The 24,785-nt window shown below is 62.8% G+C and carries 35 protein-coding genes and 1 tRNA gene; 8 read left to right on the top strand and 28 right to left on the bottom strand.

Annotation, left to right across the window (positions count from 1 at the left end; all coding sequences use genetic code 11):
• Positions 1-140 precede the first annotated feature (140 nt).
• Entirely contained in the window at positions 141-1,988 is a 1,848-nt protein-coding gene (locus tag SPHV1_RS17705; protein WP_156367381.1) for a PAS domain-containing sensor histidine kinase, read from the bottom strand.
• Between the two features lie 221 nt (positions 1,989-2,209).
• On the opposite strand from SPHV1_RS17705, the gene SPHV1_RS17700 reads away from it, so the two are divergent.
• Positions 2,210-2,800 (top strand): CHASE3 domain-containing protein, encoded by a 591-nt coding sequence (locus tag SPHV1_RS17700; protein WP_197277743.1) that lies wholly within the window; start codon positions 2,210-2,212, stop codon positions 2,798-2,800.
• The gene (locus SPHV1_RS17695) at positions 2,800-3,414 is read left to right on the top strand and encodes a GGDEF domain-containing protein (protein WP_054947358.1); all 615 of its coding nucleotides are present in this window, start codon (positions 2,800-2,802) and stop codon (positions 3,412-3,414) included. The genes SPHV1_RS17700 and SPHV1_RS17695 overlap by 1 nt, the downstream gene beginning before the upstream one ends.
• An 18-nt stretch (positions 3,415-3,432) precedes the next feature.
• Here the strand turns inward: SPHV1_RS17695 and recG are convergent, their stop codons facing one another.
• Positions 3,433-5,490: an ATP-dependent DNA helicase RecG gene (gene recG / locus SPHV1_RS17690; RefSeq protein ID WP_054947357.1), complete on the bottom strand. Its 2,058-nt coding sequence runs from the start codon at positions 5,488-5,490 to the stop codon at positions 3,433-3,435.
• Between the two features lie 105 nt (positions 5,491-5,595).
• On the opposite strand from recG, the gene SPHV1_RS17685 reads away from it, so the two are divergent.
• On the top strand, positions 5,596-6,018 hold the full coding sequence (locus tag SPHV1_RS17685; RefSeq protein ID WP_054947356.1) for a host attachment protein: 423 nt from the start codon (positions 5,596-5,598) through the stop codon (positions 6,016-6,018).
• Positions 6,019-6,075: 57 nt separating this feature from the next.
• Positions 6,076-6,360 (top strand): succinate dehydrogenase assembly factor 2, encoded by a 285-nt coding sequence (locus SPHV1_RS17680; RefSeq protein WP_054947355.1) that lies wholly within the window; start codon positions 6,076-6,078, stop codon positions 6,358-6,360.
• Positions 6,361-6,401: 41 nt separating this feature from the next.
• Here the strand turns inward: SPHV1_RS17680 and SPHV1_RS17675 are convergent, their stop codons facing one another.
• Complete coding sequence (locus SPHV1_RS17675; protein ID WP_054947354.1) at positions 6,402-7,157, bottom strand: SDR family NAD(P)-dependent oxidoreductase; 756 nt, start codon at positions 7,155-7,157, stop codon at positions 6,402-6,404.
• Positions 7,158-7,264: 107 nt separating this feature from the next.
• On the opposite strand from SPHV1_RS17675, the gene mfd reads away from it, so the two are divergent.
• Positions 7,265-10,750, top strand: a complete 3,486-nt coding sequence (gene mfd / locus SPHV1_RS17670) for a transcription-repair coupling factor (protein ID WP_054947353.1) — start codon at positions 7,265-7,267, stop codon at positions 10,748-10,750.
• An 18-nt stretch (positions 10,751-10,768) separates the two neighbouring features.
• Here the strand turns inward: mfd and SPHV1_RS17665 are convergent, their stop codons facing one another.
• A complete protein-coding gene (locus SPHV1_RS17665) occupies positions 10,769-12,097 on the bottom strand; it encodes an EAL domain-containing protein (protein WP_054947352.1) in 1,329 nt (442 codons plus the stop codon).
• Positions 12,098-12,195: 98 nt separating this feature from the next.
• Here SPHV1_RS17665 and SPHV1_RS17660 point away from each other — a divergent pair, with 98 nt between their 5' ends.
• Both SPHV1_RS17660 and SPHV1_RS17655 read left to right on the top strand, forming a co-directional pair.
• Entirely contained in the window at positions 12,196-12,990 is a 795-nt protein-coding gene (locus SPHV1_RS17660) for an NAD kinase (RefSeq protein ID WP_054947351.1), read from the top strand.
• 121 nt (positions 12,991-13,111) lie between these two features.
• Positions 13,112-13,186: transfer RNA gene (locus SPHV1_RS17655), tRNA-Asn, on the top strand.
• 35 nt (positions 13,187-13,221) lie between these two features.
• On the opposite strand, the gene SPHV1_RS17650 is transcribed toward SPHV1_RS17655, so the two are convergent.
• The 24 genes from SPHV1_RS17650 to SPHV1_RS17540 all read right to left on the bottom strand — a co-directional run bounded on the left by SPHV1_RS17650 (position 13,222) and on the right by SPHV1_RS17540 (position 24,440).
• Complete coding sequence (locus SPHV1_RS17650) at positions 13,222-14,328, bottom strand: tyrosine-type recombinase/integrase (protein WP_054947350.1); 1,107 nt, start codon at positions 14,326-14,328, stop codon at positions 13,222-13,224.
• Entirely contained in the window at positions 14,328-14,510 is a 183-nt protein-coding gene (locus SPHV1_RS17645) for a hypothetical protein (RefSeq protein WP_054947349.1), read from the bottom strand. Before SPHV1_RS17645 ends, SPHV1_RS17650 begins: the two co-directional genes overlap by 1 nt.
• A 5-nt stretch (positions 14,511-14,515) precedes the next feature.
• Positions 14,516-14,941, bottom strand: coding sequence for a hypothetical protein (locus SPHV1_RS17640; RefSeq protein WP_054947348.1), 426 nt, complete (start codon positions 14,939-14,941; stop codon positions 14,516-14,518).
• On the bottom strand, positions 14,938-15,273 hold the full coding sequence (locus SPHV1_RS17635; RefSeq protein ID WP_054947347.1) for a hypothetical protein: 336 nt from the start codon (positions 15,271-15,273) through the stop codon (positions 14,938-14,940). Before SPHV1_RS17635 ends, SPHV1_RS17640 begins: the two co-directional genes overlap by 4 nt.
• A complete protein-coding gene (locus tag SPHV1_RS17630) occupies positions 15,266-15,625 on the bottom strand; it encodes a hypothetical protein (protein ID WP_054947346.1) in 360 nt (119 codons plus the stop codon). The genes SPHV1_RS17635 and SPHV1_RS17630 overlap by 8 nt, the downstream gene beginning before the upstream one ends.
• Complete coding sequence (locus SPHV1_RS17625; protein WP_156367380.1) at positions 15,622-16,320, bottom strand: hypothetical protein; 699 nt, start codon at positions 16,318-16,320, stop codon at positions 15,622-15,624. Before SPHV1_RS17625 ends, SPHV1_RS17630 begins: the two co-directional genes overlap by 4 nt.
• On the bottom strand, positions 16,310-16,543 hold the full coding sequence (locus SPHV1_RS25080) for a hypothetical protein (protein WP_156367379.1): 234 nt from the start codon (positions 16,541-16,543) through the stop codon (positions 16,310-16,312). The genes SPHV1_RS17625 and SPHV1_RS25080 overlap by 11 nt, the downstream gene beginning before the upstream one ends.
• Positions 16,543-16,896, bottom strand: coding sequence for a hypothetical protein (locus SPHV1_RS17620; RefSeq protein ID WP_054947344.1), 354 nt, complete (start codon positions 16,894-16,896; stop codon positions 16,543-16,545). Before SPHV1_RS17620 ends, SPHV1_RS25080 begins: the two co-directional genes overlap by 1 nt.
• A 2-nt stretch (positions 16,897-16,898) precedes the next feature.
• Positions 16,899-17,300, bottom strand: a complete 402-nt coding sequence (locus SPHV1_RS17615; protein ID WP_054947343.1) for a hypothetical protein — start codon at positions 17,298-17,300, stop codon at positions 16,899-16,901.
• Positions 17,293-17,562, bottom strand: a complete 270-nt coding sequence (locus tag SPHV1_RS17610) for a hypothetical protein (protein ID WP_054947342.1) — start codon at positions 17,560-17,562, stop codon at positions 17,293-17,295. The genes SPHV1_RS17615 and SPHV1_RS17610 overlap by 8 nt, the downstream gene beginning before the upstream one ends.
• A complete protein-coding gene (locus tag SPHV1_RS17605) occupies positions 17,562-17,834 on the bottom strand; it encodes a hypothetical protein (RefSeq protein ID WP_054947341.1) in 273 nt (90 codons plus the stop codon). Before SPHV1_RS17605 ends, SPHV1_RS17610 begins: the two co-directional genes overlap by 1 nt.
• Positions 17,835-17,837: 3 nt before the next feature.
• Positions 17,838-18,290: a hypothetical protein gene (locus SPHV1_RS17600; protein ID WP_156367378.1), complete on the bottom strand. Its 453-nt coding sequence runs from the start codon at positions 18,288-18,290 to the stop codon at positions 17,838-17,840.
• Between the two features lie 2 nt (positions 18,291-18,292).
• Positions 18,293-18,604, bottom strand: a complete 312-nt coding sequence (locus tag SPHV1_RS17595; RefSeq protein ID WP_054947339.1) for a hypothetical protein — start codon at positions 18,602-18,604, stop codon at positions 18,293-18,295.
• Entirely contained in the window at positions 18,601-18,840 is a 240-nt protein-coding gene (locus tag SPHV1_RS17590; RefSeq protein ID WP_054947338.1) for a hypothetical protein, read from the bottom strand. Before SPHV1_RS17590 ends, SPHV1_RS17595 begins: the two co-directional genes overlap by 4 nt.
• 4 nt (positions 18,841-18,844) lie before the next feature.
• Entirely contained in the window at positions 18,845-19,945 is a 1,101-nt protein-coding gene (locus tag SPHV1_RS17585; RefSeq protein WP_054947337.1) for a RecT family recombinase, read from the bottom strand.
• A gap of 27 nt (positions 19,946-19,972) precedes the next feature.
• Positions 19,973-20,230 (bottom strand): hypothetical protein, encoded by a 258-nt coding sequence (locus SPHV1_RS17580; protein ID WP_054947336.1) that lies wholly within the window; start codon positions 20,228-20,230, stop codon positions 19,973-19,975.
• Between the two features lie 26 nt (positions 20,231-20,256).
• A complete protein-coding gene (locus tag SPHV1_RS17575; RefSeq protein WP_054947335.1) occupies positions 20,257-21,135 on the bottom strand; it encodes a hypothetical protein in 879 nt (292 codons plus the stop codon).
• Between the two features lie 19 nt (positions 21,136-21,154).
• The gene (locus SPHV1_RS17570) at positions 21,155-21,550 is read right to left on the bottom strand and encodes a hypothetical protein (protein ID WP_054947334.1); all 396 of its coding nucleotides are present in this window, start codon (positions 21,548-21,550) and stop codon (positions 21,155-21,157) included.
• Entirely contained in the window at positions 21,547-21,834 is a 288-nt protein-coding gene (locus tag SPHV1_RS17565) for a hypothetical protein (RefSeq protein ID WP_054947333.1), read from the bottom strand. The genes SPHV1_RS17570 and SPHV1_RS17565 overlap by 4 nt, the downstream gene beginning before the upstream one ends.
• Positions 21,835-21,937: 103 nt before the next feature.
• Positions 21,938-22,183, bottom strand: coding sequence for a hypothetical protein (locus SPHV1_RS17560; RefSeq protein ID WP_054947332.1), 246 nt, complete (start codon positions 22,181-22,183; stop codon positions 21,938-21,940).
• Between the two features lie 91 nt (positions 22,184-22,274).
• Positions 22,275-22,604 (bottom strand): hypothetical protein, encoded by a 330-nt coding sequence (locus SPHV1_RS17555; RefSeq protein WP_054947331.1) that lies wholly within the window; start codon positions 22,602-22,604, stop codon positions 22,275-22,277.
• Between the two features lie 91 nt (positions 22,605-22,695).
• Positions 22,696-23,079 (bottom strand): HIRAN domain-containing protein, encoded by a 384-nt coding sequence (locus SPHV1_RS17550; protein WP_231634726.1) that lies wholly within the window; start codon positions 23,077-23,079, stop codon positions 22,696-22,698.
• Positions 23,080-23,094: 15 nt separating this feature from the next.
• Positions 23,095-23,757 carry a hypothetical protein gene (locus tag SPHV1_RS25075; RefSeq protein WP_156367377.1) on the bottom strand — a complete coding sequence of 221 codons (663 nt, stop codon included), beginning with the start codon at positions 23,755-23,757 and terminating at the stop codon, positions 23,095-23,097.
• Positions 23,757-24,440, bottom strand: coding sequence for a LexA family transcriptional regulator (locus tag SPHV1_RS17540; RefSeq protein WP_197277742.1), 684 nt, complete (start codon positions 24,438-24,440; stop codon positions 23,757-23,759). Before SPHV1_RS17540 ends, SPHV1_RS25075 begins: the two co-directional genes overlap by 1 nt.
• A 78-nt stretch (positions 24,441-24,518) precedes the next feature.
• Here SPHV1_RS17540 and SPHV1_RS25070 point away from each other — a divergent pair, with 78 nt between their 5' ends.
• Complete coding sequence (locus SPHV1_RS25070) at positions 24,519-24,752, top strand: carph-isopro domain-containing protein (RefSeq protein WP_054947327.1); 234 nt, start codon at positions 24,519-24,521, stop codon at positions 24,750-24,752.
• Positions 24,753-24,785 lie beyond the last annotated feature (33 nt).

Below are 24,785 nucleotides of genomic sequence, written 5' to 3'. Positions count from 1 at the left end.
TCAAGCTAAAGCAAACGGATAGGTACAATCAAGTATAGCACCGCTGCCCGGAACCAAGGTAACAAGGATTTAACCATCCCACCCCTTACGCAACGGGTCATTCCCGCGCTGGATAGGGCCGGATTACGCAATCGTTTGCCCTAAAGATCGGCGGGAAGCGTGAAGAAGAACGTGGTACCCCTGCCCGGCTCCGATTCGACCCGGATCGATCCGCCGTGGCGCTCGACGATTCGCTTGGAAATGGCGAGGCCGATCCCGCTACCCTCAAAGGCCGACCGCTCATGCAGGCGCTGGAACATCTGGAAGATGCGGTCCGCAAAGCGCATCTCCATGCCGATGCCGTTGTCGCTTACGGCAAATCGAACCATCCTGCCCTCCACCTCGGATAGAACGCGAACCCTTGGCGGTTCATCCCCGCGGAACTTGAGCGCGTTGCCGATCAGGTTCTGGAACAGCTGGGCAAGCTGCACCTCATCGCCCCGCACGCGGGGAAGGTCGTCCCACTCGACCATGCCGCCGCATTCTTCGAGCCGACGCTGGAGTGTGTGGACCACGCGGTCCACGACGCCATTGGTCTCTACCGGAACCGGAGGCTTGCCCTGCGATCCCACGCGCGAATAGGCCAGCAGGTCGGAGACGAGCTGCTGCATCCGCCTTGCACCGTCCGACGCATAATGGATGAACTTGTCCGCCCGCTCGTCAAGCTGACCGGTATAGCGCTGGCTCAGCAGTTCAACGTAGTTCGCGACCATGCGCAGCGGTTCCTGCAGATCGTGTGACGCGACGTAGGCGAACTGCTCCAGCTCGGCATTGCTGCGCTGGAGTTCGAGATCCTTGAGCTTGCGCGCACTGATGTCACGGATGATCGAGGAGGCGCCGATAACCGTACCGGATGCGAGCAGGATCGGCGAGACCGTGATCGATACGTCGAGCATGCTGCCATCCTTGCGTCTGCGCACGGTCTCGAAGTGATCGATATGTTCCTTGCGATGGATCCTTGCGAGTATCTCGGTTTCTTCTTCGGCCCTATCCGCGGGGATCAGCATCTGCATCGGGCGACCAATCGCCTCGCGCGCGCCATAACCGAAGAGACGTTCACCGCCCCTGTTCCAGCTGGTGATGATACCATTCAGATCCTTGCCGATGATGGCATCGTCCGAGGATTCGACAATGGCGACGAGGCGCGCCTCGGTGCGGTTGATACGGCCGATCTGGGCACTGGTGACGACCACCATGGCGCCAAGGGTTATGATCATGATCACGGCAACGGCAGCAAAGCCGAACGAGGTTCCGACAAGACCAACGCCGACCAGCCAGTTCGCCGCGCCGCCGATCACGAAAGGCGCGATCACCGCAACCGGCATCATCAGCTGGAAAGCGCTGCGCGCCTGCGGGCCGGTCGCGACATGCCTCAGCCAGCCCCGTTTCGGATCGAGCATCAGGATCGCCATGGCGAGCAGCGTCACGACCAGCGCCGTGGGAAAGGCCATGGCCGAAAAGCCAAGGACCTGGGTCAGCGCAGCAACGTCATAGGCATAGCCGACGATCGCGCTGCCCGAGATCATCAGGGCACCGATCGCCAGGCCGGCGCCAAGGTAATAGCGCTGTGCGCCGATAGCGGCGATGGCGCCGGACAGAAGCAGGAAGCTTACCGCCGTCGCGGGAGAAAAGCGCCCCATGCCTGGTCCCATGAGGTACCCGGCATCGCCCAGGTCCAGGGCATACTGCCCCAGGGCCACCAACGATATGGCCGCGACCAGCGCGCAGGCGACCATCCAGACGATCCGCCACCCTGTCCGCTCATCCCGATCCTTTGCAATGACGGCGATCACCACAAGGATCGCGCAGGCTGCGGTCGCAAGCGAAGTCTTCGCCGCCCCTACCCCGAAACTGGTGAGCGCCGGCAAGCCGAGCATCCAGCCCGCGGCAGCCACGCCGGAATAGAGTGCGACCACTGCGGCCAAACCGCGGCGCGTCAGAGCGAGCATGGCATCCAAGACCTGAGCAGCACCGGCGTCCTCCCGAATTTCATCGCCCTGACAATGTCTTGCGACTAACGCTTCAGGTCAATCTCTCTTTCCGGTCGTGCCAATCCAACCGGACTTTGGCGCCTGCCGTGACGTTCATCTGTCCGTCCCGCCCCGGCATTGATTTACTCGAAAGTAACTATCTCCCAATAGTTCGTATCCTGCGCCACCGAGTGGAGACCGTGACAAAATCCCGGAATTTTCTGAATACGGTCAATGACCTGTACTCGCGCGTCGGGCTTTTCATCGCTTCAACGGTGCTGCTCGGATCGCTCCTCATTGGCTCAAGCTTCATCGCCTGGCGGGCCAATGTCCAGCAGCAGGAACTGGCGCGGCTCAATTCCGAAACGATTGCCCTGTTGCGCGATGCCCACCGGATCAGGCTGGCTGCGCTCGAAGCGCTGCGCGGGCAGCGCGGCTACCTGCTGACAGGCGACCCGCGCTATCTCGAACCCATGCTCGAAAGCGAGAGCGAGCTTCCCGGCCTCATGGCAGCCCTGCGCAGTCACATAGACGGTAACGAGGAAAACACCCGGGAGCTCCAGCGGCTAGGGAACGAGGTGCAGAGCTATTTCATGGACCTTCGCACCGTGATCGTCTTCGAAAACGCCGGGTTGAAGAAGGAGATGCTCGATGTCGTGCGAACCGGGCACGCCCGTCGCTCAATCAACCGGATCAATGCGGACGTGCAGCGGATCGTCACGCGCGAACGCGCGCGGCTCGGCTCGGCTCGGTCAACGCCAAGACCCGGTCGGTCAACAATATCCTGCTGATGTACCTTCTGGTCATGACCACCGCCGGTGTCTGCCTGCTGTTCACGACATCGCTGACGGTAATCGCGCTTCGCCGGTCCATCGCGCGCGAACGCACCTACCAGCAGGAGCTGCGCTATATCGCCCAGACCGACGAACTGACCGGCATTGCCAACCGGCGCGAATTCCTCGCCGCTCTCAATCGGTCGATCGCCTTCGCGCGCCGCAACCAGTCAGAATTTTCGCTCGCCATCTTCGACATCGACCATTTCAAGGGCATCAACGACAGCTACGGCCATGCTGCCGGCGACGACGTGATCCGCCGCGTTGCGAAGCTGGCCGTCGGCGCCGTGCGCGCCTGCGACCTTGTCGGGCGGATCGGCGGGGAGGAATTCGGCATACTTCTGCCCAATGCCGATGGACAGGAAGCTGGGGCCGTCTGCGAAAGATTGCGCGTGGCGATCCATTCGCAGGCGATGGAAGTGCCACCGGACTCAGCGGTGCCGGTCACGATCAGTTCCGGCGTCGCGCAGCTCGATCCGATAGAGAATGCCAACAAGCTGATGGAGCGGGCCGATCGGGCGCTCTACGAAGCCAAGCACGGCGGGCGCGACCAGGTTCGCCTCGCTGCGTGATTCTCGGTCGCTCGGGATTTAACCGCCGCGCAACAGTTGCACGCCCCAATCGCGCTCGAACAGGTAGAGCAGCAGTCGCGCCGCTTCGCCGCGCGCACCCGACAGGCCGCCGTCGCGCTCGATCAGCAGCCTGGCATCGTCATGCGCCAGCGGCAGCAATTTCTGGATCTGCTCCAGCGTGGCAAGACGGAACGGCGTGTCGCCGGACTGACGCGTGCCGAGCAACTCACCGCCACCGCGCAGTTCCAGGTCCTCCTCGGCCAGCCGAAAGCCGTCCTGTGTCTCGCGCATCAGGGCCAGGCGCTGGCGTGCGGTTTCGCTGAGCTGTTGCCCGCGCAGCAGCAGGCAGGTCGATTTCTCGCTGCCACGCCCGACACGGCCGCGAAGCTGGTGGAGCTGCGCCAGCCCGAAACGCTCGGCCTGCTCGATCACCATCAGCGTGGCATTGGGCACGTCGACGCCGACTTCGATCACCGTCGTCGCCACCAGCACTTTGGCCTCGCCGCTCGCGAAGCGCTCCATCGCCGCGTCCTTGGCCTCGGGCTTGAGTTGGCCGTGGACAAGGACGACGTCCTCCCCGAACCGCTCCTTTAGCGAGGCATAGCGCGCCTCGGCGGCGGCAAGGTCGTCGCTCTCGCTTTCGCGCACCATCGGGCAGACCCAATAGGCCTGTTGCCCGGTCTCCAGATGGCGGACAATGGCACCGACGACATCGTCAATTCGCTCGACCGAAACCACGCGCGTGTCGATCGCCTGACGTCCGGGCGGCAGTTCGTCCAGCCGCGAAACTTCCATCTCGCCATACTGCGCCAGCGTCAGCGTGCGCGGGATCGGCGTGGCGGTCATCGCCAGGGTATGCGGCGTGCGCCGCCCCTTGCGCGCCAGCATCAGGCGCTGCCCGACGCCGAAGCGGTGCTGCTCGTCGATCACCACCAGCGCGAGGTTCTTGTAGGAAACGGTATCCTGGAAGATCGCGTGGGTGCCTACGACGATATCGATGGAGCCGTCGATCAACCCCATCAGGATCGATTCGCGCGCCTTGCCCTTGTCGCGTCCGGTGAGCAGGGCAATCTCGACGCCGGTGCCCTGCGCCATGCGCGACAAGGTTTCATGGTGCTGGCGAGCCAGAATTTCAGTGGGGGCCAGCAGCGCCGCCTGTGCCCCCGCTTCGACCGCGATCAGCATCGACGAGAGGGCAACCACGGTCTTGCCCGAGCCCACGTCGCCCTGCAGCAGGCGCAGCATCGGCGACTTCTGTGCAACATCGCCCTCGATCTCGCCGATCGAGCGCTTCTGCGCCCCGGTCAGCTCGAAAGGCAGCCGCAACTTCGCGCGCAGCGAACCGTCCCCCGCCAGCGGCGAACCGGACTGCGCGCGGTTGCTTTCGCGCACAAGCATCAGCGCCAGCGCATTGGCGAGCAGTTCGTCATAGGCCAGACGGTCGCGCGCAGGGCCATTCACCCCCTTGTGCGCTGCCAGCAGGGCCTCGCGCCAGACGGGCCACTTCATCTTCCCGAGCAGTCCCGGCTCGATCCATTCAGGCATTTCCGGCAGGACTTTGAGCGCCTGCTGCACCAGCCCGGATACGCGCCCCTGCGTCAGCCCCTCGGACAGCGGATAGACCGCCTCGCACAGTTGGCCGTGCAGCGCCTGCCCGCTTTGCGCGACATGTTCGGGATGCACGATCTGCAGCATCTGCCCATACTGGTCGAGGCGGCCTGCGATCCAGCGCGTCTCTCCCACCGGCAGCAGCTTGCGCGCAGTGTACGAGGCGCGCCCGAAGTAGGTGAGCGTGCAGATATTGCCCGCCACGTCCTCGGCGATGACCCGGAACGGCCCCCTGCCGGCAGATGCCCGGTGCTCGCGCACGTTCAGGGCGACGATGATGTTTTCGCCCACCCCCGCATCGTCGAGATTCTCGACCGCGCGACGCTCGACGAACCGGTCGGGCAAGTGGTATGCAAGGTCCCTGATCCGCGTGAGTCCGAGCTTTTCAAGCGGACGACGCAGTTTCGGACCGACACCGTCGAGAGCATCGACTTCGACGAACAGGGAATTGAGCGCTTCAGGCCTCATGAGGAGCCTCTTAGCGCGAGACTGAAGCGTTTCGCCAGACGCCAGGGAACAGGGATGGGGACAGCGTTGTTGGCCTTACAGGCATGACCGGAAAAGGAGAATCGGATGCTTTTGCCCAACGGAACCGTGTTCGCTATCGTCGACGGCGAGAAGTTCGAGCTTTATCGCAACTCCGGAATCGAAGCCGAGCCACGGCTCACGGCGTTGACGGTTCCCGAACTGGAACCCACCAATTTCAGCGCAGGCGCGCGTGAACACGATGCCGGATCGCGCCACAAGGCCCGAACCGGAGACCCCAGCAACGACTCGCTCGACGAGCGCGCCCACGTCGCGGCAGTGACCGACTGGCTCAACCGTCAGGTGCTTGAGCGGGAGATCGACCAGCTGATCGTCGTCGCCGATCCGCGCTCGCTGGGCGAAATGCGCCGCCACTATCACAAGGAACTCAAGCAGGTGCTGGTCGGCGAAGTGGCCAAGACGATGACCGGACGCCCGCCAGCAGAGATCGTGCGCGCCCTGCACGACTGAGCCCCGGGGCCCCGGCCCCACTTGCTCATGACAGCGCCGTCGCGTAACGGCGCTGTCATGGCCGACGAAAACGCTTCCGAACTCTCGCCCCGTCTCGCGCGCATGAAGTTTCGCGCCTGGCATCGCGGAACGCGCGAAGCCGATTACATGATCGGCTGCTTCTTCGACCGTTTCCACCATACCTGGTCCGAAGCCGAGCTCGACCTTTTCGAGAAGATCATCGAGGAAGAGGACGTCGACATCATGGCCTGGGCGCTTGGCACCCAGACTATCCCCATGGAATACCGCGGGCCCATGCTCGAGCGCATGATGAAGCTCGACTACGTTGAGATCCCGCGCTGACCTGACCTGACCTGACCTGAACTGAACTGCCTGCCGTGCGGCTACAGGGACGAAACGACGTGCCCGCCGTCGACCGGAATGACGACGCCGGTCATGTAGCGTGAGGCATCGGAGCAAATCAGCAACAACGGGCCATCGAGGTCCTCGAACTCCCCGAAGCGACGTTGCGGGATGCGTTTGGCAAGGGCCTCTCCCGCCGGGCTGGCGAGGAAATCGCTGTTCATCGCGGTAGCGAAATACCCCGGCGCCAGCGCATTCACGCGAATGCCGTAGCGCGCCAGTTCCAGCCCCATCTGCCGCGTCATCTGCACGATGCCGGCCTTCGACATCGCATAGGCCGCCAGTTGTCCGCCCTGCCTCAGGCCGAGGATGGATGCGACGTTGACGATGGCGCCGCCCTTCCCGCGGTCGCGCATTCCGCGTGCTGTCGCAGTCGCGACGAGGAACGCGCCGCGCAGGTTGGCATCCATGATGAAGTCGAAGTCGGCTTCTTCGCAGTCGAGTATCCCCACTGCCTTCGAAACGCCGGCATTGTTGACCAGGATATCGATGTCCCCGGCCTGCTCGACTGCGCTGCGTACGCTTTCGCCGTCGGTCACGTCGAGCGCCACAGGCACGGCCGCGACACCGAAGTCCCGGACAATCTCGCCGGCAAGCTGCTCGAGCGCATCCTGACGCCGCGCGGCGAGCACGACTTGCGCACCGGCCCCCGCCAACACGCGGGCGAAATGCCGCCCCAGCCCGCTCGATGCTCCCGTAACCAGCGCGCGCCGGCCGACCAATTGCCTGTCGATCATCGTTCTCTCCTGCCTAGTCCCGTCGCGATGCGGCACCAAGTTCGGCCCAGCAACTATCAACAAGATTGAAATTCCCTGCCGACCCCTTATCAGCCGCGCTTCCCGCCATGCCCGATTTCCAGCGACTACTCTCGGCCACGACGCCCCTCACCCTCGCCGCGGTAACGCGCGGCGCGCAGCCGCTCGTGATGGCCGACCTCGCCCGCGCGGCAAAAGGACGCGCCGTCTTCATCGCCGACAACGAAGCGGCGATGAGCGCGATTGCCGAGGCAGCGAAGTTCTTCGCGCCCGAACTCGACGTCGTCGAATTCCCGGCATGGGACTGCCTGCCCTACGACCGCGCCAGTCCGGCCCTGTCGGTGAGCGCACGACGGCTTGCGGCGCTCTACCGGCTACAGGCGAAGCGCAGCGGACCGCAACTGCTGGTCACTACCGCCAATGCCGTGCTCCAGCGCGTCCTCACCCCGTTCCGCATCCGGGAATCGGTCCGCCTGATCAAGCCGGGCATGGAAATCGGCCACGAAAGCCTGATCGGCCTGCTGCGCCGCCAGGGCTACCAGCGCACCGATACCGCGATCGACGCGGGCGAATTCGCCGTGCGCGGGTCGATCTTCGACATAGTGCCTTCGGGCCTGGACGGCGGTCTGCGCCTCGACTTCTTCGGGGACGAGCTTGAAACGCTGCGCCTCTTCGATACGGGCACCCAGCGCTCCACCGGCACCATCCCCGAGCACCTGCTCGTGCCTGCCAGCGAAGCCCTGCTGGACGACGATACGGTCAAGCGCTTCCGCAGCCGTTACCGAGAAATGTTCGGCGCCCATGCCACAGCCGACCCGCTCTACCAGGCGGTCAGTGACGGACGCCGCCTCGCGGGCATGGAGCACTGGCTTCCGCTGTTCGAGGAACGCCTCGTCAGCCTGTTCGACCACTTGTCGGACGACGACCTGATCGTTGCCGACACTTCCGCCATTGGCGCGACCGAAGAGCGGCTCGGCGATATCGCCGACTATCACAAGGCGCGCCTCGATACTTCGGGACAGAAGGCGGGAAGCTATCGCCCGCTGTCGATCGATTCGCTTTACCTCGGCGGCGAGGAACTGGAGCAGGCGCTGTCCGGCTTCCCGGTCCACCGTGCCGATCCCTTCGCCAAGCCCGAAGGCAGCAAGATCATCGACTTCGGCTTTGCCAATGCCCGCGACTTCACGCCCGAACGCGCGCGCGGCGACAATGCCTACGAAGCGGCGGCAAAGCATCTCCACGCCGTCGGCAAGTCCGGACGCAAGCCGATCCTCGCCGCCTATTCGACCGGCAGCCGCGCGCGGCTCGTCTCGATCCTCGGCGAAGCGAGCCAGACCAACAAGTGGGGTCCGGAACCGCGTCTCGCCGATACCTGGCAGGAAGCGCTGGGCCTGGCCGTACAGGGCCGCTCGGCCGCGCTGGTGCTTCCGCTCGAAACCGGCTTTGCGAACGACACCCTGGAGGTCATCACCGAGCAGGACATCCTCGGCGACCGCCTCGTGCGCCGCAAGAAGCGCAAGAAGGACTCCGACGCCTTCCTGGCCGAACTGGCTGCGCTGACGCCCGGCGACCTGATCGTCCACATGGATCACGGCATCGGCCGCTACGAGGGCCTGCAGTCGATCCCGGTCGGCCAGTCCCCGCACGACTGCGTGATGCTGACCTATGCCGGCGGCGACAAGCTCTACATCCCGGTCGAGAACCTAGACGTCCTCTCGCGCTACGGCAGCGAGAGCGAGGGCGTCATGCTCGACAAGCTGGGCGGCGAAGCCTGGCAGAAGCGCCGTGCCCGCCTCAAGGAACGCATCCAGGAGATCGCCGGCGAGCTGATGAAAACCGCCGCCGCGCGCGCCTTGCGACAAGCCCCGGCGATGATTCCGGAGGGATCCGCCTACGACCAGTTCGTCGACCGCTTCCCCTGGCAGGAGACCGAAGACCAGGACAACGCGATTTCCGACGTCCTGGAAGACCTTGCCGCGGGCAAGCCGATGGACCGCCTCGTCTGCGGCGACGTGGGCTTCGGAAAGACCGAGGTCGCGTTGCGTGCCGCTTTCGTTGCCGCCATGGCCGGGCAGCAGGTTGCCGTCGTCGCACCGACCACGCTGCTCGCGCGCCAGCACTTTTCCGGTTTCGCCGAGCGTTTCGCGGGCTTCCCGCTCAACGTCGGTCGCCTCTCGCGTCTCGTTCCCGAAAAGGAAGCGCGCACCACGCGTGAGGGCCTCGCCTCAGGCACCGTGGACATCGTCTGCGGCACCCACGCGATCCTGTCGAAGTCGGTCCAGTTCAAGCGCCTCGGCCTCGTCATCGTCGACGAGGAACAGCGCTTCGGCGTCAATCACAAGGAGAAGCTCAAGCAGCTTCGTACCGACGTCCACGTCCTGACGCTCACCGCAACGCCGATCCCGCGCACGCTGCAGATGGCCATGTCGGGTCTGCGTGAGCTTTCCACCATCCAGACCCCGCCGGTCGACCGCCTTGCGGTGCGCACTTACGTGATGGAATGGGACGACATGGTGATGCGCGAGGCGCTGCTGCGCGAGCACCATCGCGGCGGGCAGAGCTTCATCGTCGTCCCTCGAATTTCGGACATGGCCGAAGTCGAGGACTGGCTGCACAAGCACGTTCCCGAAGTGAAGTGCATCACTGCGCACGGCCAGATGAGCGCTGGCGAAGTGGAAGAGCGCATGAGCGCCTTCTACGAGGGCAAGTACGAAGTCCTGCTTTCGACGACGATCGTCGAATCCGGGCTCGACATTCCGCGCGCCAACACGATCATCATCCACCGCGCCGACCGCTTCGGCCTCGCCCAGCTCTACCAGCTTCGCGGCCGCGTCGGGCGCTCTAAACTGCGCGCCTATGCCTACCTGACCACGCCTGCGAACACCGCGCTGTCGGAAGTCGCCGAAAAGCGTCTCAAGGTGCTGGGCGATCTCGACAGCCTGGGCGCAGGCTTCCAGCTCGCCAGCCACGATCTCGACATTCGCGGGGCGGGCAACCTCTTGGGCGACGAGCAGTCCGGGCACATCCGCGAAGTCGGTTTCGAACTCTACCAGTCGATGCTGGAAGACGCGATCATGGCCGCGCGCGCGGGCGGCGTCGGGCTGGAGAAGGACACCTCGGGCCTCAGCCCGCAGATCACCGTCGATGCGCCGATCATGATCCCGGACGACTACGTCCCCGATCTCGCGGTGCGCATGGCGCTCTATCGCCGCCTCAACGATGCCGAGAGCCAGCAGGAGATCGAATCGCTCTCCGCCGAAATGATCGACCGCTTCGGCGCCCTGCCGCAGCCGACGATCAACCTCATCAAGCTCATCGAGATCAAGCGACAGGCCATCGAGGCGCATATCGCCAAGATCGACGTCGGCGCGCGCGGCACGCTGGTCAGCTTCCACAACGACAGCTTCCCCAATCCTGCCGGTCTTATTGCCTATGCCGAAAGGCTGCAGGGCACGGTCAAGCTGCGCCCGGACAACAAGCTTGTCCTCACGCGTGCCTGGGGCGATCCCAATTCGCGCCTCAACGGCCTGTTCCAGCTGACCAAGGGCCTCAGCGCCGTCGCCCGGAAGGGCTGACGGCTTTGCAGCGGGCGATCAGCCCGCCGCGCGCGCCAGTTTCTCGAACATCGCTGCGCTCATCGGCTGTGCGCGCAGGAAGCCCTGATAGTAGGCGCAGCCTTCCTTCGCCGCGACTTCGCGCTGGGCTTCCTCCTCGATCCCCTCGGCGATCACTTTGAGGTCGAGCGCCTCGGCCATGGCCACGATCGCGCGTAGCACGGCTACGTCACGCTTGTCGCTGGCGACGCCTTCGATCATCGAACGGTCGAGCTTGAGGTAGTGGATCGGCAGGACCTTGAGGTAGCGGAAGTTGCAGAATCCCGCCCCGAAGTCATCGAGCGCAATGCGGATTCCCTGCGAAGAGAACTCGGCCATCGTCTGCGCGGCCAGGGTTACGTCACTGATCATCGCCTGCTCGGTCACCTCCAGCGTCAGGCGGCGCAAGGGAAAGCCGCTCTCACGGACAAGGTCGAGCATCTGGCGCACGTAACTGCCAAAAGCGAGATCGGCCGGCGTGACGTTGATCGAAAGGCGCAGGTCGCCGGACCAGTTGCGGGCAGCAGCGAGTGCCTTGTGGGCGATATGGCGCGAAAGCGGTGCCACGTGGTCGGCGCGCTCGGCAATGGAAAACAGCGCCCCGGCGCCGATACGGCCGAGTTCGCGATGGTTCCAGCGCGCCAGCGCCTCGGCACCGGTCAGACGGTCGTCTTTCAGGCTGAACTGGGGCTGGAACAGGATTTCGATTTCATCGCGGTCGATGGCACCGAGCAGGTCGGCCTCGAGCTGCGCGCCCGAGCGGCCCGGTGGCGTGACTTCTCCGTCGGCCCAGGCGAGGCGACCACTCTGCTGTTCGTGCACGCCCTGCAGCGCATGGCCGAGCCGGTCGAGCATCGAATCCACGCTCTCGTCATCGAGAGCCCGAATCAGCGCGATCCGGGGAGACAGGCGCAGCACGCCCGACGGCACCGCAATCGGGCGCGCGATGGCTTCGGCAAGCTGGTCTGCGAAAAGCTGCCAGCGCTCGCGGCTGCACGCCTCGTTGGCGATCAGCAGGAACGTGCCGCCCCCGGCCCGTGCCACCATCCAGGCGCCGTCCAGTTCGTCTTCCGCAAAGTGGCTGATTCGCGAAGCAACTTCCTCCAACGCGCCGTCTCCGGCCGCTGCGCCATAGGCGATATTGATCGCGTCGAGCCGCCGCAGCCCCAGCAACAGGGCGTGGACATGGGCGTGCTGCGGACCGCATGCTCCATCGGCACGCCAAAGTTCAATTCGCTCGCGCACGACTTCCAGACCGGGAATCCCGGTCAGACGCGCCTCGATACCTCGTGCCCCGCTCAATGCCAGCCCTTGCTGTATGCCACCCATGACGTGCAGCCTTAGCGCAAAGCCCTTGCCAAACCGTTCAAAATTTTTCAGCCCCAGCAACTCGGGCAACACCCGCCCCGATCCCGGGCAGATGGAATATGGGGGAACATTCCTTGAGTAGCGAACCGAAGCTTGCCCTCGTGGTCTCGAACAGCGCCAAGGCGCAGGCCGGGGCCGACACCTTGCGCAACTCGCACAACTGGGTTTCGCCGGAGGAGGCGGACATCCTCGTGGTCCTGGGCGGAGATGGCTTCCTGCTTCATGTCCTGCACGAAATGCTGGACAGGGACTGGCTGAAGCCCTGCTACGGATTAAATCTTGGCACCGTGGGTTTCCTGATGAACCACCCGCACGGGCAACAGCAGATCGCCAAGCGGGTCGCAGAAGCGCACCCCGTCCCCGTCAGCCCGCTGCGCATGGACGCGGTGGACCGTTCGGGCAAGGAATTCAGCTACTACGCCATCAACGAAGTCTCGATGCTGCGCGAAACGCGCCAGACCGCGAAGCTGGAAGTGCGCATCAACGGTCGGGTGCGCATGGACGAACTGGCAGGCGACGGCATCCTGGTGGCAACGCCTGTGGGATCCACGGCCTACAACCTCTCGGCCAACGGACCGATTCTGCCGCTCGGCTCGCGCATGATGGCACTGACGCCGATCAGCCCCTTCCGCCCGCGCCGGTGGAAAGGCGCAATCCTGCCCGAAAGCGCCGAGGTCGAGTTCCGGATTCGCGAACCGGAAAAGCGCCCCGTCGCCGCCGTCGCCGACCAGAAGGAAGTGCGCGAGGTCCAGTCGGTACGAATCCGTGCAGCGACCGAGAAGGAACTGACGATCCTGTTCGACCCCGGCTACACGCTGGAAGAGCGGATCTTCGCCGAACAGTTCCAGGTCTGACCCGCAGGAAAACAAGGGCGCGAAAATTTTGTCAAAATTTCCTGCGCCCCGGGCTTGCCAACCCAATCAGTGCCGCTTATAGGCGCACCCCTGCCCCGCGGTGGAGACACTGCAGGGCTGCTCCCCGATAGCTCAGCGGTAGAGCATTCGACTGTTAATCGAATGGCCGTAGGTTCGAATCCTACTCGGGGAGCCACTACCTTCTGAAAGTGGCGCATTTCCGCCGTTCTCCTACTTGCTAGACACTTTGCGCGAGGCGGCGCTAGACACTTCTGCCTGGCTGATGCGTGAAATCGCGTCCTTCGAAAGCCGCTTCTGATCGGCTGCAGCAACGTAGAGCGAAACCTCCTCATCGCGGCTGTGCAGCGTGATCGATTTGATGCCGGCGTTGCCAATTCCTTCCTCGGCAGCACGTCTACTGATCGCCTTTCTGAGACCATGGAACGAGCAATGCTCAAGACCGGCCTCGTCGCACCAGACGCGAAACATGTTGCCGAATGAAGCGGCGCTGTAGGGGCGGCCACGGTCACTTGGCACGAAGCAGAGATGATGTCCCTTCGGCATGGCATCGATCGCCGCCTGCAATTGCGGAGCGATCGGCAAGACCCATGACTTGCCGGTCTTGGTATCACGGCCGATCAGTTCGCCGCCTTCGATGTGCTGCGGCCCCATCCGAATCGCATCGTTACGACGCTTTCCAGTCCACAGTCCGATCTCCATGGCGAGTCGCTGTTTCGTGCCAAGCGGCCAACGATCTCGATATTGCTCGATCTCGGACTCGGTCCAGCTATGGAAGCCAGGCGTCTTCTTGGGCCGATAGTTGACATGATCCATGGGATTATCAGGCCGCATGGATATCTTGACCGCGAACTTGAAAAGGCCTCGGAGCTGCTTTCGCGCCGTCTCAGCGGCAAATGCGCCGCCATGTGCCCGGCCCTTTTCGTCGGTCCAGCCCTTAGCGATCTTGGCAATGTACTTGTCGAGATTGATAAATGACGCGCCCTTGACCGTCCGGTGGCCGTGCTCGGCGCGGAAAGCTTCGATCACTGCTCGGCGCTTAGCCAGGCTCGTTTCCGCAGCGTTTCCGCGAAAATCCGTTGATGGGTAGTACAGGCTGATCAAATGATCGATCGAACCTGTGACCATTGGCTTTCGCTCGACGGCAGACGCCACTTCCGATGCTAGGAATGCATCATACTCGGCGCGGCCCTTCACGCTGTTGGGATGGTCCTCGAAATAGCCGTTCTTGCATCCAGCTTTGCGGAATCGATAACGTCGCTTTCCGCGGTTATCGACGAAGCTACTGACGTATTTCGGAAGCTTCTCAGTCTTAGCCATCAAGCATCATCCCATGAAGAATCGCGCTCGTCGTCATTCTCCGCCGGGCGCTGGATGGCCAAAGAAAGCGTTCCATCGGGCGAGACTGTCAACCGAATCATCTCCTCCTTGCAGCCAGCCTTAAGCGCCCCACGAATGAGGCGGGCTACGTCGGCTTGCTTGAAGGAGGCAGGAGCGGTCATGACACCTAGCCCTCGTTATGGGGGCGACACGAAACATCGCGCCGCCCCTCTTCGGAATGGTTACGGGGAGCGCGCTCCGCGCTGCGGTCTACATCGTGGCCTCCTCTGTTGGATGCCGATGCGGCATCTCTGGGAACCTCGGAAACTTGGAGGGCTGTCCCCACGCTGCCCTCGGCGCGTCCTGAAGCCGCACCATTGCGGTCGGGGAGGAATGCCGGGGAACCTGTAGTCTCCTTTCGCTCAAGCATTCCTGTGTGATCCTTGCCCGGCTGGTAGTATGTCGGCTCGAAATCGATCGCGTTGCCGCTCGAGCACCGGAATGCACCGTCGAGCCAGCGTGCCAGGGTGAAGGCGCCGCCGGGCCTGAGAACGAGCTGATAGCGGCCGTTGCGGGCCTCATTGTCGAGCGGGATGGGGTTGGGCGGGTTCATGGCTTCCAGCCTTCGAGCATCCGGCGGGCTCGGACCATGATGTAGCCGGCCATGTCCCTGTTGACGTAAGAGGAGACCTCGGCCCACCAGACGCGAGCATCGCGCATTTCCGATTGCGTCGGCGCCAGGTCGGTTGCCGATGTCAGGAAGAATGCTTTCACTGCAGCGTCGCAGGAATCGCAGAGGTCGATCCAATTGAAATTTGGTCCTGGACCTTCCCGCCAATTGAAACAGGCGTTGACCAGAGATTGCTGATTGCGGCGCGGCTGCTCATCACCGAGATCGGCCTTGCAGCGGTCGCATGAGAAGGTCGTGTGGGTGTGCTTAGCCATTGAGCGCCTCCATCGCGGCCACCGCCTTACGGAAACAATCGATCTGTCGATCAGCGGCTACACGCATTTCGATCCAGTCCGTCCACGCACCGTTGCATTCGATCGCGTAGTTGGGCTGTCCGTTGAAATCCGGGTTCGGGCACAGGACGTTGACTGTATCGCCCTCCCCGTCGGTCAGACGTTCGATCAGACGCCAGATCTCAATCGCCTCCTCGGCCGAGACGCGCGGGCGTCCGTCATGAAGGACCGATATTGAAGGCTGGTCCGGCACGTAGCGGTAACCATTGACCGTCACCGGCTGCTTCGGATCGAACAGCGGGTCCGGCGTCGAGATGGCGAAGGGCTTGGTCATGCTGCCTTCTCCGCATCGATGTTTCTGTGATGCACGTCGAAACTGACGGCGACGATCCACGGATTGTCATCCCAGCGCTCGCCCTCGGTGGTATGGAGGCTGTTCCAAAGTTCTTCGAAACTGCGCCGGGCAAGGCGATTAGGCACGGTTGCGTGAGGATGCGGCGAGCCGTCAGGATACGTCTCGTAGGACTTCCACCCACGGTCGCCCTGATAATCGACAGGCTCGATCCCTTCCGCGATCGCATCGTCCTCGCTGATTTCCTGCAACCGCTGCACGCGAACATCGGTGACTGCGAGGAACATGCGCGAGGCCCAGCGGGGCATGTGGATCGAGGGACGCCACCGCGCCTCGTTCTGGATTTCGCAATCGTCTTCCGTTGCACAGTAGCAAATGTACTCGTCTGTGAGGTCGGCAGGCCGCTCCTTCGGAGCCCGCCTGTCTGCGTACTCATAGTGGTTGAAGTAGTGCGCTTCCCGGACATAGAGCCGGTCGCCAGGGGCGTAGGGAACACGGAACTGAACCTCCCCCTCTTCGTCACCGAACCAACCCGGCTCATCGCACGCGACGATGTAGCTTAACGCGGGGCTGTTGGGGTTGTTCGCCCAAGCACAGAGCCGCCGCGTCTGCGTCTTCCGGCCGTCCAGGAGAGCGCGGATCATAGGCGCGCTGAAGATGATTCCCTTATCGGCCATGAGCCAACTCCACTGCTTGAACCGACGCGACAACGGTGCGGGTATGGATCTCGAATTCCCATGTCGTGTCGGGACACGAGACGCCCCTGAACTCAAGCGCCTGTCCGCAGCGGTCGCAGTCCAGATCCTGCCAGTGGTCGCGAAGACACTCGAACGGCATGTCGTTGACGTACTTGCAGGCAGGGCACTGAGCGCCTGAGGTGGTCTCGGTTTGGCCAGACATCAGAACGGCACCTCCGTGTTCGCCCGTTCCCGCTGCTCGGCCTGGAACCTTCGGTAGATCGCCATGCTCTTCTCGCGTGCCTCAGCCATCTCTTCGGCGGTTCCGCGAAGGCCATCCATGATGACCTCGAACTCATGCTCGGTCAGGACGATTGCATGCTCCCGCTCATTGAGCCCGAGGAAGCGGCTTTCACCGCGCGCCAGGCCGGAAAGCCAGTCGCGAGCATTGCGTAGCTTTGTGCCGAGGTCGCGCGTCGGATCACACATGGCGTCGCTGGCCTGCGCCGCGGCCTTGAAGCCGTGAAACCACCAGATGGCGTCAGCGAGCGCGCTGTCGGTCGTTTCGTGGGTCATCGTCAAAACCCCACGCAATCGACGCAAGAGCAGTCAGGATCGTGATCCACCCCCGGCGTACTTTCGACATCCGCCAAAAACGAAGGCATCTCCTCGTTCGAAGGCAGCGCAATCGGCGGCACCGTCGCGGCGACACTGGCCGGGAGCTGGTACATGTGCTTCGGCCGACGCGCGTAGGCCGTGGCCGCATCGCAAGGCGTGAACTGGTAGATCGAGCCCCCACCGAGGAGGACCGGGCCCAGCATGACCTGTCCGAACAGGGCCTCGACCTGCAGCATCTTGGTGCCGAAGCGCTCGATTTCGTCGACGCGGCCGACAAGGGTGCGATGGCCCAGCGCTTCGACGATGGCATAGTCACCTTCGGGAAGGTCGGCGACAGTGTTGATCAGGGTGGTGTCAGACATCAGCCTTCTCCCGCACGGCCTCGGCGGGCCCTTCGACAAATGTCTCCTTGAAGACGCTGAAGGGGCGCTCGAACTTGAGCCAAGGCATCGCGCAGAGCACGAACACCGCCGTCTTCTCGTTCGTGTCCTCGGACCAAACCGGGAAGAGAAGCTGGAAGTCGTCGCCCGACTTGTAGTGATGGAAAACCTTGCCGTAGAGGTGCCGGTCCTGATCGTACTCGGCCTTCATCTGCTGCAGCGACTTGCGAACCTGTTCGGTCATCAGTCCCACTCCGATTTGATTTTCTCGCCCTTGGAGTTCCAGACGATCGTGTCGCCGCCGGAATGCTTGAGGACGGTGGATGCATCGCGGAGATCGGCCCACGGCATCGGCAACGGCTTCTCACCGATCAGGGTCATCTCGACCTTCGCGATGGACTTCCGGATGCCGAAGCATTGGTTGGCATGCTGCATGAAGAAGCGCTCGACGCTGGACGCATCGAAGTCGCCCCAGATCTGCGCCGTGCCGTAGCCGTAATCGATCTCCGCATACATGGCTCAGGCCTTCCCCATCCACTCAGGGGTAGTTGCCAAGAACTTCTCCCGAGTGAGTTGATGCGGCTGGCCGTGTTCGAACGGGACCGCCGACAGCCAGACTTCGAGGTTCGGAAACTGCGCGCGGAAGTGCTCGCCGTACTCGTCTTCGAGCTGAGACATGGTCTCGAACTTCGCGGTGTGGAGGGCGCGCCAGGTCTCCGGCGTATATGTGACCCAGACGTACTGCGCCTTGTCCGGAAGCGCCCCCATGTAGCTGGGGACGTAGTCGCCCATGGCATGGCGGTACATCTTGCCATCGATCACGGTACCGAACGGGGTGACGCCGTCGCGGCTGTTCCAGAACCATGCCTCTTCACCGTCGTCAGAACGGTAGAGCATGACCTGGAAGGCTTCGGCATGGGCGGTCAGGACGGTGCGCGTCGAACGCAGGAAGGTTTCAGGGCTCTGCTGCATGCTCAGCACTCCCCCATAGGAAGCGGGTTCAGCGTGAAAGTCGTCATCGACGCATCACCCTTGTTGAGCATGGTGCTTTCCATGACCTGGTATGCACCTTCACAGCGCATCGCCATCAACTGACAGGCCAAGGGCAGGACATTGAGACCGATGTCGTCGCCGGCGCTGTCGGCGACCCGCGAGATGGCGTCGATTGCCTGGTCAACCGCGTGCGAAGCCAGATCGATGATCTGATCTGCCTCGACCGCACTGGCACCAATCCCCAGGTACTGTTCCTTGATCTGAGCCCGCCATTCCGGAGGAAGAGTGCTCATGCCCCTGCCCTCCCTGCCTGGCGCAGGCGGCGCGCGATTTCGCGCTTGTGTTCGTGCGGCCTCCCGGTCCAACGATTGATGTTGGCGGGGATCCAGCCCCGGTGGCGCCGGGTCTCGTAGCGACGAACGCCAGATCCATAGCTCGCCGGGATCATGATCGGGCCGGAGTCCGCCATGCTGGCGGCAATCGCGGCAGCAAGCTGCCCAGCGGACTGTCCAAGGATAATGGAGCGCATACCGTCAGCCCTCCGCCTTGGCCTTGAAGGCCTTCTTCTTCGCCGTGATCTGCTGCTCGACCTCACGGATCGCGGCCTGATCCGGCACACCGGGGCGAACCTTGTTCAGCCAGTCGCGCTCGATCGCATCGATCGCCTGCACGGTCTTGGCCGACGCGATACTGCCGCGGGTGCCGCGCACCACCTTGACCCAAGCCGGTTCTTCTTCCTCGGCGGGTTCCGCGCGGCGCTGCTCCTGCGTCGGGCCTTCCTCGGCGGTGGGGTTCTCTTCCTCGTCGAAGGTCCCGTCGTTGGCGTCATCGCCGGCGTCGAGCTGGCGCGCTGTATCCTCATCGACTTCGGTCATGCCGCGGCTGTCGTGATCGAGGACCTCGCCGGTTTCCTCGTCGACATGTTCGCCGCGCTTGTCGAAGTCAGGGATGCCGTCGTCGAGTTCTTCGGCCAGCGACTTAGCGCTTGGGAGCGTCTTCGGCGTCGCATCGAGAACCGTGACATTCTGAAAATCGCTGTCCTCGATGTCGGCGTTGATCCCGGAAAAGCCGAAGGCGATACGGGCGCCCTGGATCAGCGCTCGGTGGCGCAGCATGCGCAGCGGCGACTTGTTCCAAGGTCCGGTGTTGCCCTTGCACTCGTCGAGATACTCGATCGTCTTGACCGGGTGCGCTCGGTCCTTGCGGAAGATGATGGACTCGATGGCTTCGATCTCGCCGTTCGCATCGGCATGATAATCGAACTCGATGCCGTCGAATTCCGGATGCTCGTTCATCATCCGGATCCAGCCATCGACCGAGACCATGGGAGTGATGCCGCCGCCCTTAGCCGGGAAGGCATAGATTTCCTTGAGGAGCGGGTTCAGCTTGTACTCGTTTGCGACCAGGCAAAGCGCAACGAACTCCTCGTCATTGCGGCATTCCTTGAAGACGGTCGAAAGGAGCGTGTTCTTGAGCGAGCCGGCGCTGACATTCAGGCGCCCAGCCATCGCCTCAAGGGCATTGCGCGGCTTGCGCTGCTCTGCTTCGCGGGCGGCGATGGCGCGGTCACGACTTTCGTCGATCTGGCGGTTTTCGTTGGCGATGGCGCGCTGGCGCGCGGTGGTGGCGACCATGTTAAGATACTCCGGTTGAAATGAGGGTCACTGCTCGGCGATGCCGTCAGGAAACAGCGGGTTTGGGCCGTCAGGAAGATCGATCTTCCCGAGGATGGGCTTAGTGTCGAAGGGCGGAGCATCGTCGTTGACATCGCAGACGTAGACGCGCTTCCAGCCATCGCTGCGATTGTCTTCGACCTTCACTTCGTCACCGGGGACGAGGGTGTCGTCGCCGTCATAGTGATAGGTGTAGGACCTGGTATCGCTGGCCCGGAACTTGCAAGCGACATACTGGCGAGGCATCGGCTCTCTCCTGATTTTGGGGTGGATCAGCGGAAGTTGGCCTTAGAGACAGGCCAGATGCGCACGCCGGGCATCTCCATCTGGCCCTTCGTCGACTTCACGAGTTTCGCGATGGCCTTGTCGATGGCTTCACGGACTTTGGCGTCGCCCTTCACGATCTTGAACGCCTTCGGGTAATCCTCGACTTCGGACATCCACTCCTTGCTGCCGGAGATGGTGGCGCCCTCATCGCTACGGACCGGCTCGGCCTTTGCAGGCGCGGCAGGTGCAAGGGCCGCAGCGGCCATAGCCTCCTCGGCTTCGCGAGCGGCTTGTGCGGCCCGCTCAGCGGCGGCCTGACGTTCCTCTTCGCTTGCAGCCTCGCGCGCTGCCCGGGCAGCTTCCTCTTCAGCTTCACGCCGAGCCCGTTCCGCTTGGGCTGCTGCTTCTGCGGCTGCTCGCTGTTCGGCTGCGAGGCGTTCGCGCTCGGCGCGCTCCTCGGCATCCTTCTTGGCAACGTAGGCATCACCGATGCCCTCAACCTTCTTCTTGGCCGCTTCGACCCGGGAAATGAGGCTGTTCTTCTCGCTGTCGACGAGACGACCGCCATCAAGGTACGGCTGCTTCACGATCTTGTGGGTTTCGTTGATGCGCGCGATCAGCGCCCGGTACGATTTAACCAAGTTGCCGCAGCGCTTGAGTTCATCATCATCGGTCGCCCGAGCCCGGTTGGACGCATCGACGAGTTCGTCGAACTTGCGGAGAAAATCGGGATTGTCGCGCAGCAACTCTTCGCGGAATTCAGCCGGGATCAGTTCTTCGAGCGGAGGTCGGTTATGGCCGACGCCCGCGGGCGCGCTGACGGGGTTTTCACCCGGAAGCAGATCGAATTCGTCGGCTGGCTTGGTTGCTTGCTTAATCGGCATCTGGGTGGATCCTTTCGCGTCAAAACGGGAGCGGCGTGTCGCGGCTCAGTGGGTCGTATTTTCGGGAGTTGTCGGCGTAGGCGCTCTTCGGAGCATGCTCGCGAGCCCACTTGTGACGGCCGATCAGGTGGTCATATTCCTGCTTGGTCAGGACATCCTTGGCGCATGCCGGCCATACCCTGTCGAAATCGACAGGCTCACCGTTCGCAGTTGCTTGCCAGCGATAGGAGCGGTCCAGAATCTCGCCAGTGACGGGGTCGTGGGGCGGACCGAACCAGATGCGGATTGCCGCCTTCACCGCCCCAGAACGGAGACGGATCCGGTAGAAACCAGCCACCGGCATCGAGACGTCGACACCGGGCTGATAAGCCCCGCCCTGCCCGCCGCGGCCGTAGATGATCTCGGAGCGGCTCACCGTTGCACCTTGCGAACTTCATCGTCTGCAAGGACGTCGATGAATTCCCGATATTCCTGCGGGCTCAACCGTTCGATCTTGGCGAAGACGCGCGCATCGAAGAAACCGGGCCAACGCGCGAACTTCAGGTAAGTCACGCCGCCATGGACCTGAACCTTCACGACCTGGTCGACGCAGCCGCAAAGCGGACCGGCTTTGCGCGCCTTGGTGTCGATGTCGATCCAGGGCTCGTCGCATCGCAGACAGATTGCGATGTCTTCAGGTTCCCAACGCCACTTGTTCATCACCACGGCACTCCGCTGACGAAGCCTGTGAACAGGACGATGCTGAGAAGGATCAGCGGCAGCGCGCCGTCGCCGGACCGGGGGTTATGCGAGCCGGGGGCCATCATTGACCTCCCGGCTCGCCGCGACCCGCAGGACCGCCCACGGAACAGATGAATGCTGCAAAGGCGACGACCGCGATGGATGCGACCATGATGCCGCCAGCCAAGGCGAGCACCGTGAATGCCGGACTGAGGACGAGATCGCGCAGCGCGGAATCCGTCTCCATCAGCCATGCCGCGAAGCGATCGAGACCGATCAGGAAGGCGAGGCCAAGCAGTGTCGAGCCTGCGATGAGGACGCGGTGCATCACAGCACCCCCATGAACATGAGTGCGGCGCCGACCGTTATGATCGCGGCGACAACCAGTTCGGGGAGCTGGGGGTGAAGGTCAGGAACCTTCATGCCGCCAGCCCCGCGCGCTCCATCGAGATCCTGAGCTCGATGTCGGTGTCATCCCAGGGCCCGAACTTCGGGCGCCGCGGGAAGCCGTGCTTCACCAGCCAGGCGAAGCGATCCTGAGAGGGAGTGAAGCGATTACGGCTGACGTCGAGATGGACGTCACGTTCCGGACCACGAGCGATGTACTCGTCCTTCCAGAAGCCGTCGCTGTCTTCGAGTTCTGCGCTGTAGAGGGTCCAGCCATCTACCGGGTCGATGCCCGGGACCGGGCCGATGTTTGAAGCGGTGAAGCGGTCGCCGGACTGAACCGGCGGCGGTGCGATACGCATAGCCATCTCCGAAGCAGGCTGGGTGCCTGTCGGAAGTTGAGTATGCGATTATCGGAACTCTCGCAACACAAAAGTTGCGATTATCGGAATATCAGTCGTCCGGCCACTCTTCGTCGGGATACCAATCTGGCTCCTGATCTACGGTTTCTTGGGGTTCTGGCAGCTTCGGATAGTCGGAATCGAAGGCGACGCGAATCGCTGCGCCGTACCTTGTCGCCTCCTGAAAGACCGCGGTGACGATGCGACCCTCTCGAATCATTTTCCCGATCCGGCCGCACCGTTCGGCATTGACGTATCCGAGCTGGATGCCGCGCGTGCTATAAATTGCCACAGCCCTCGGGTCGGCGGGATTGTCAGGCTCAAGCCTGAGCTCGATGGGCTCTCCTGGCTTACACATCGAAATCTCGAAGCGGCGCGTCGGGCCACGCTTGTTCTCATAATCGGCACCGACAACGGCGAGGGAAAGTTGAGGCAATGACATAGCCGACCTTTAAGGGGCGATGCTGACCACGCGATAGCGCAGGCCCAGCCCGGTAACCGCCATCACTTCGATCTGCATATTCTTGATACGAACCATCGCGGGGAACTGCTCCCGCGGAACCGTCAACTCTTCTGTGAACGCGGGACGAGCGAGATCGAAATGGAATTCACGATAGGAGAACCTGAGGCTGTCCGATGTTGCACCCTGATAGAGTATCACCCGGCGCAGGCTGTCTTCGCGCTCGACTTCCAGATCCGTTGAAGAATAGGGCAGCGGCGCCTTGAGTTTGGTCGCAAGCTTTTGCGGGTCCAGTGTTGTGCGATCGAAGTTGCCGTCCCCATCATCATCAAGGAAGCAAGGCCCCTTCGGCTCGAAGGTTCCGTCGTAAGGCACGCATGCTTTGAATTGCGCGCTGGTTTGCACCGGCACCAGCTTCGTACCTGCGGGGATGTCCTGTGCACCAAGACCGAACCATCCAGCCGGCTTACTAGCGGCATCGGTCCTAGCCCCTGAAATCGCGTATATTTTCGCGTAAGAATAGACTTGCTCACCTGGCGCAACAGTTGCCTCAACACCAGGTTGGGGACTGACTTCAACCCTCATGGTTTGAGCACCAGCACTTGCACTCAACAAGGTTGCAGAGGCGACACCCATCACAAGTCCAAGTCGCATCAGACCTCCCGTCCAACCCAAATTACGCGCCCGAGGATCTGTAGGTCCTGAGCATCGACCACCCTATTTTCCCGCATCGGATTATCTGAAATCACCTCAACGCGCCCCTGCCCCACCGGCTGCAATCTCTTGATCCCGCCGGCCCCGAAGAGCGAGATCGCCCATATGCGATCTTGCAAGTTGAGTATGCGCTGCAGAGGGTCGATCAACACCATGTCTCCGTTGACCAGTGTCGGGAACATGCTGTCGCCGGAACCGCGGGCAACGAACAACCGATCAGCGGGAGTGCGAGTCAGCCTGCGCAAGACACCGGCATCGAAATCCATCGTGCCCTCTTCCGCATAGTCGTCGATGTTTGAGCCATCGCCCATGGCAAGATCAAGATCCAGCACCCGGAGTTGAACCGGCCCGTCACCGTGGGTCACATCAACCGTTGGCAGAGTATCCGATCGCACACGTACCGATGTGCGACTTTCGATTTCATCGAACCACTTATGCGCGTCGAGAACCTCGGCCGCCTTGATGGCTCGTTCGCCGCTTTTGATCTTCGAAATCTTGTTCTCGTCGATACCAATCGCGGCAGCAAGATCTCGCTGTTTCAGGCCAAGCTCGTCCAGTCGGCGAAAGACGTTGGCGGCCTCAGGACGGAGTTTGGGCTTTTCTGTCATGACATCATTGGACACGTCATTCCGATTATCGCAATTGCGAAGATCGGAAGTTTTAGGTTGCGATAAACTTCCGATTATCGCATACCCCGCGTCATGGACACCATCGCTAATGCTGTGATCGATCATCTCGGCGGGACCACTGCGACTGCCAAACTGATCGAGGCCCCGATTTCAACCGTCCATAGCTGGCGGTTGAATGGCATCCCCCAATCCCGGCTTGCGCACATGCGGCTCGCGGCACGGATGGAGGGCAAGCCCCTGCCCGAAGACCTCGCCGAGCTTGCTCGCCCAGAGCACGACGACGCGCGTCCGCCCGAAGCGGCATGACGTCCGGCCAACCCACACCGGCCGTAACGGCCG

This window comes from Novosphingobium sp. KN65.2, from assembly GCF_001368935.1.
GTDB classification, from domain to species: Bacteria; Pseudomonadota; Alphaproteobacteria; order Sphingomonadales; family Sphingomonadaceae; genus Novosphingobium; species Novosphingobium mathurense.
Note: the sequence above shows the minus strand (reverse complement) of the source record. Positions and strands in the feature narration are given on the sequence as shown.

Bases quoted from the DNA above. Each gene is read 5' to 3' on its own strand.
- SPHV1_RS17605 (WP_054947341.1), bottom strand. From the start codon at position 17,834: ATGTATGCGGAGATCGATTACGGCTACGGCACGGCGCAGATCTGGGGC.
- SPHV1_RS25075 (WP_156367377.1), bottom strand. From the start codon at position 23,757: ATGCGACTTGGACTTGTGATGGGTGTCGCCTCTGCAACCTTGTTGAGT.
- SPHV1_RS17620 (WP_054947344.1), bottom strand. From the start codon at position 16,896: ATGACCCACGAAACGACCGACAGCGCGCTCGCTGACGCCATCTGGTGG.
- SPHV1_RS17595 (WP_054947339.1), bottom strand. From the start codon at position 18,604: ATGAGCACTCTTCCTCCGGAATGGCGGGCTCAGATCAAGGAACAGTAC.
- SPHV1_RS25070 (WP_054947327.1), top strand. From the start codon at position 24,519: ATGGACACCATCGCTAATGCTGTGATCGATCATCTCGGCGGGACCACT.
- SPHV1_RS17675 (WP_054947354.1), bottom strand. From the start codon at position 7,157: ATGATCGACAGGCAATTGGTCGGCCGGCGCGCGCTGGTTACGGGAGCA.
- SPHV1_RS17565 (WP_054947333.1), bottom strand. From the start codon at position 21,834: ATGAACAAGTGGCGTTGGGAACCTGAAGACATCGCAATCTGTCTGCGA.
- SPHV1_RS17575 (WP_054947335.1), bottom strand. From the start codon at position 21,135: ATGCCGATTAAGCAAGCAACCAAGCCAGCCGACGAATTCGATCTGCTT.
- SPHV1_RS17645 (WP_054947349.1), bottom strand. From the start codon at position 14,510: ATGACCGCTCCTGCCTCCTTCAAGCAAGCCGACGTAGCCCGCCTCATT.
- recG (WP_054947357.1), bottom strand. From the start codon at position 5,490: ATGAGGCCTGAAGCGCTCAATTCCCTGTTCGTCGAAGTCGATGCTCTC.
- SPHV1_RS17610 (WP_054947342.1), bottom strand. From the start codon at position 17,562: ATGACCGAACAGGTTCGCAAGTCGCTGCAGCAGATGAAGGCCGAGTAC.
- SPHV1_RS17555 (WP_054947331.1), bottom strand. From the start codon at position 22,604: ATGCGTATCGCACCGCCGCCGGTTCAGTCCGGCGACCGCTTCACCGCT.
- SPHV1_RS17625 (WP_156367380.1), bottom strand. From the start codon at position 16,320: ATGGCCGATAAGGGAATCATCTTCAGCGCGCCTATGATCCGCGCTCTC.
- SPHV1_RS17660 (WP_054947351.1), top strand. From the start codon at position 12,196: ATGGGGGAACATTCCTTGAGTAGCGAACCGAAGCTTGCCCTCGTGGTC.
- SPHV1_RS17685 (WP_054947356.1), top strand. From the start codon at position 5,596: ATGCTTTTGCCCAACGGAACCGTGTTCGCTATCGTCGACGGCGAGAAG.
- SPHV1_RS17580 (WP_054947336.1), bottom strand. From the start codon at position 20,230: ATGCCTCGCCAGTATGTCGCTTGCAAGTTCCGGGCCAGCGATACCAGG.
- SPHV1_RS17650 (WP_054947350.1), bottom strand. From the start codon at position 14,328: ATGGCTAAGACTGAGAAGCTTCCGAAATACGTCAGTAGCTTCGTCGAT.
- SPHV1_RS17560 (WP_054947332.1), bottom strand. From the start codon at position 22,183: ATGCACCGCGTCCTCATCGCAGGCTCGACACTGCTTGGCCTCGCCTTC.
- SPHV1_RS17705 (WP_156367381.1), bottom strand. From the start codon at position 1,988: ATGCTCGCTCTGACGCGCCGCGGTTTGGCCGCAGTGGTCGCACTCTAT.
- SPHV1_RS17630 (WP_054947346.1), bottom strand. From the start codon at position 15,625: ATGACCAAGCCCTTCGCCATCTCGACGCCGGACCCGCTGTTCGATCCG.
- SPHV1_RS17600 (WP_156367378.1), bottom strand. From the start codon at position 18,290: ATGCAGCAGAGCCCTGAAACCTTCCTGCGTTCGACGCGCACCGTCCTG.
- SPHV1_RS25080 (WP_156367379.1), bottom strand. From the start codon at position 16,543: ATGTCTGGCCAAACCGAGACCACCTCAGGCGCTCAGTGCCCTGCCTGC.
- SPHV1_RS17695 (WP_054947358.1), top strand. From the start codon at position 2,800: ATGTACCTTCTGGTCATGACCACCGCCGGTGTCTGCCTGCTGTTCACG.
- SPHV1_RS17665 (WP_054947352.1), bottom strand. From the start codon at position 12,097: ATGGGTGGCATACAGCAAGGGCTGGCATTGAGCGGGGCACGAGGTATC.
- SPHV1_RS17615 (WP_054947343.1), bottom strand. From the start codon at position 17,300: ATGTCTGACACCACCCTGATCAACACTGTCGCCGACCTTCCCGAAGGT.
- SPHV1_RS17635 (WP_054947347.1), bottom strand. From the start codon at position 15,273: ATGGCTAAGCACACCCACACGACCTTCTCATGCGACCGCTGCAAGGCC.
- SPHV1_RS17640 (WP_054947348.1), bottom strand. From the start codon at position 14,941: ATGAACCCGCCCAACCCCATCCCGCTCGACAATGAGGCCCGCAACGGC.
- SPHV1_RS17590 (WP_054947338.1), bottom strand. From the start codon at position 18,840: ATGCGCTCCATTATCCTTGGACAGTCCGCTGGGCAGCTTGCTGCCGCG.
- SPHV1_RS17680 (WP_054947355.1), top strand. From the start codon at position 6,076: ATGGCCGACGAAAACGCTTCCGAACTCTCGCCCCGTCTCGCGCGCATG.
- mfd (WP_054947353.1), top strand. From the start codon at position 7,265: ATGCCCGATTTCCAGCGACTACTCTCGGCCACGACGCCCCTCACCCTC.
- SPHV1_RS17585 (WP_054947337.1), bottom strand. From the start codon at position 19,945: ATGGTCGCCACCACCGCGCGCCAGCGCGCCATCGCCAACGAAAACCGC.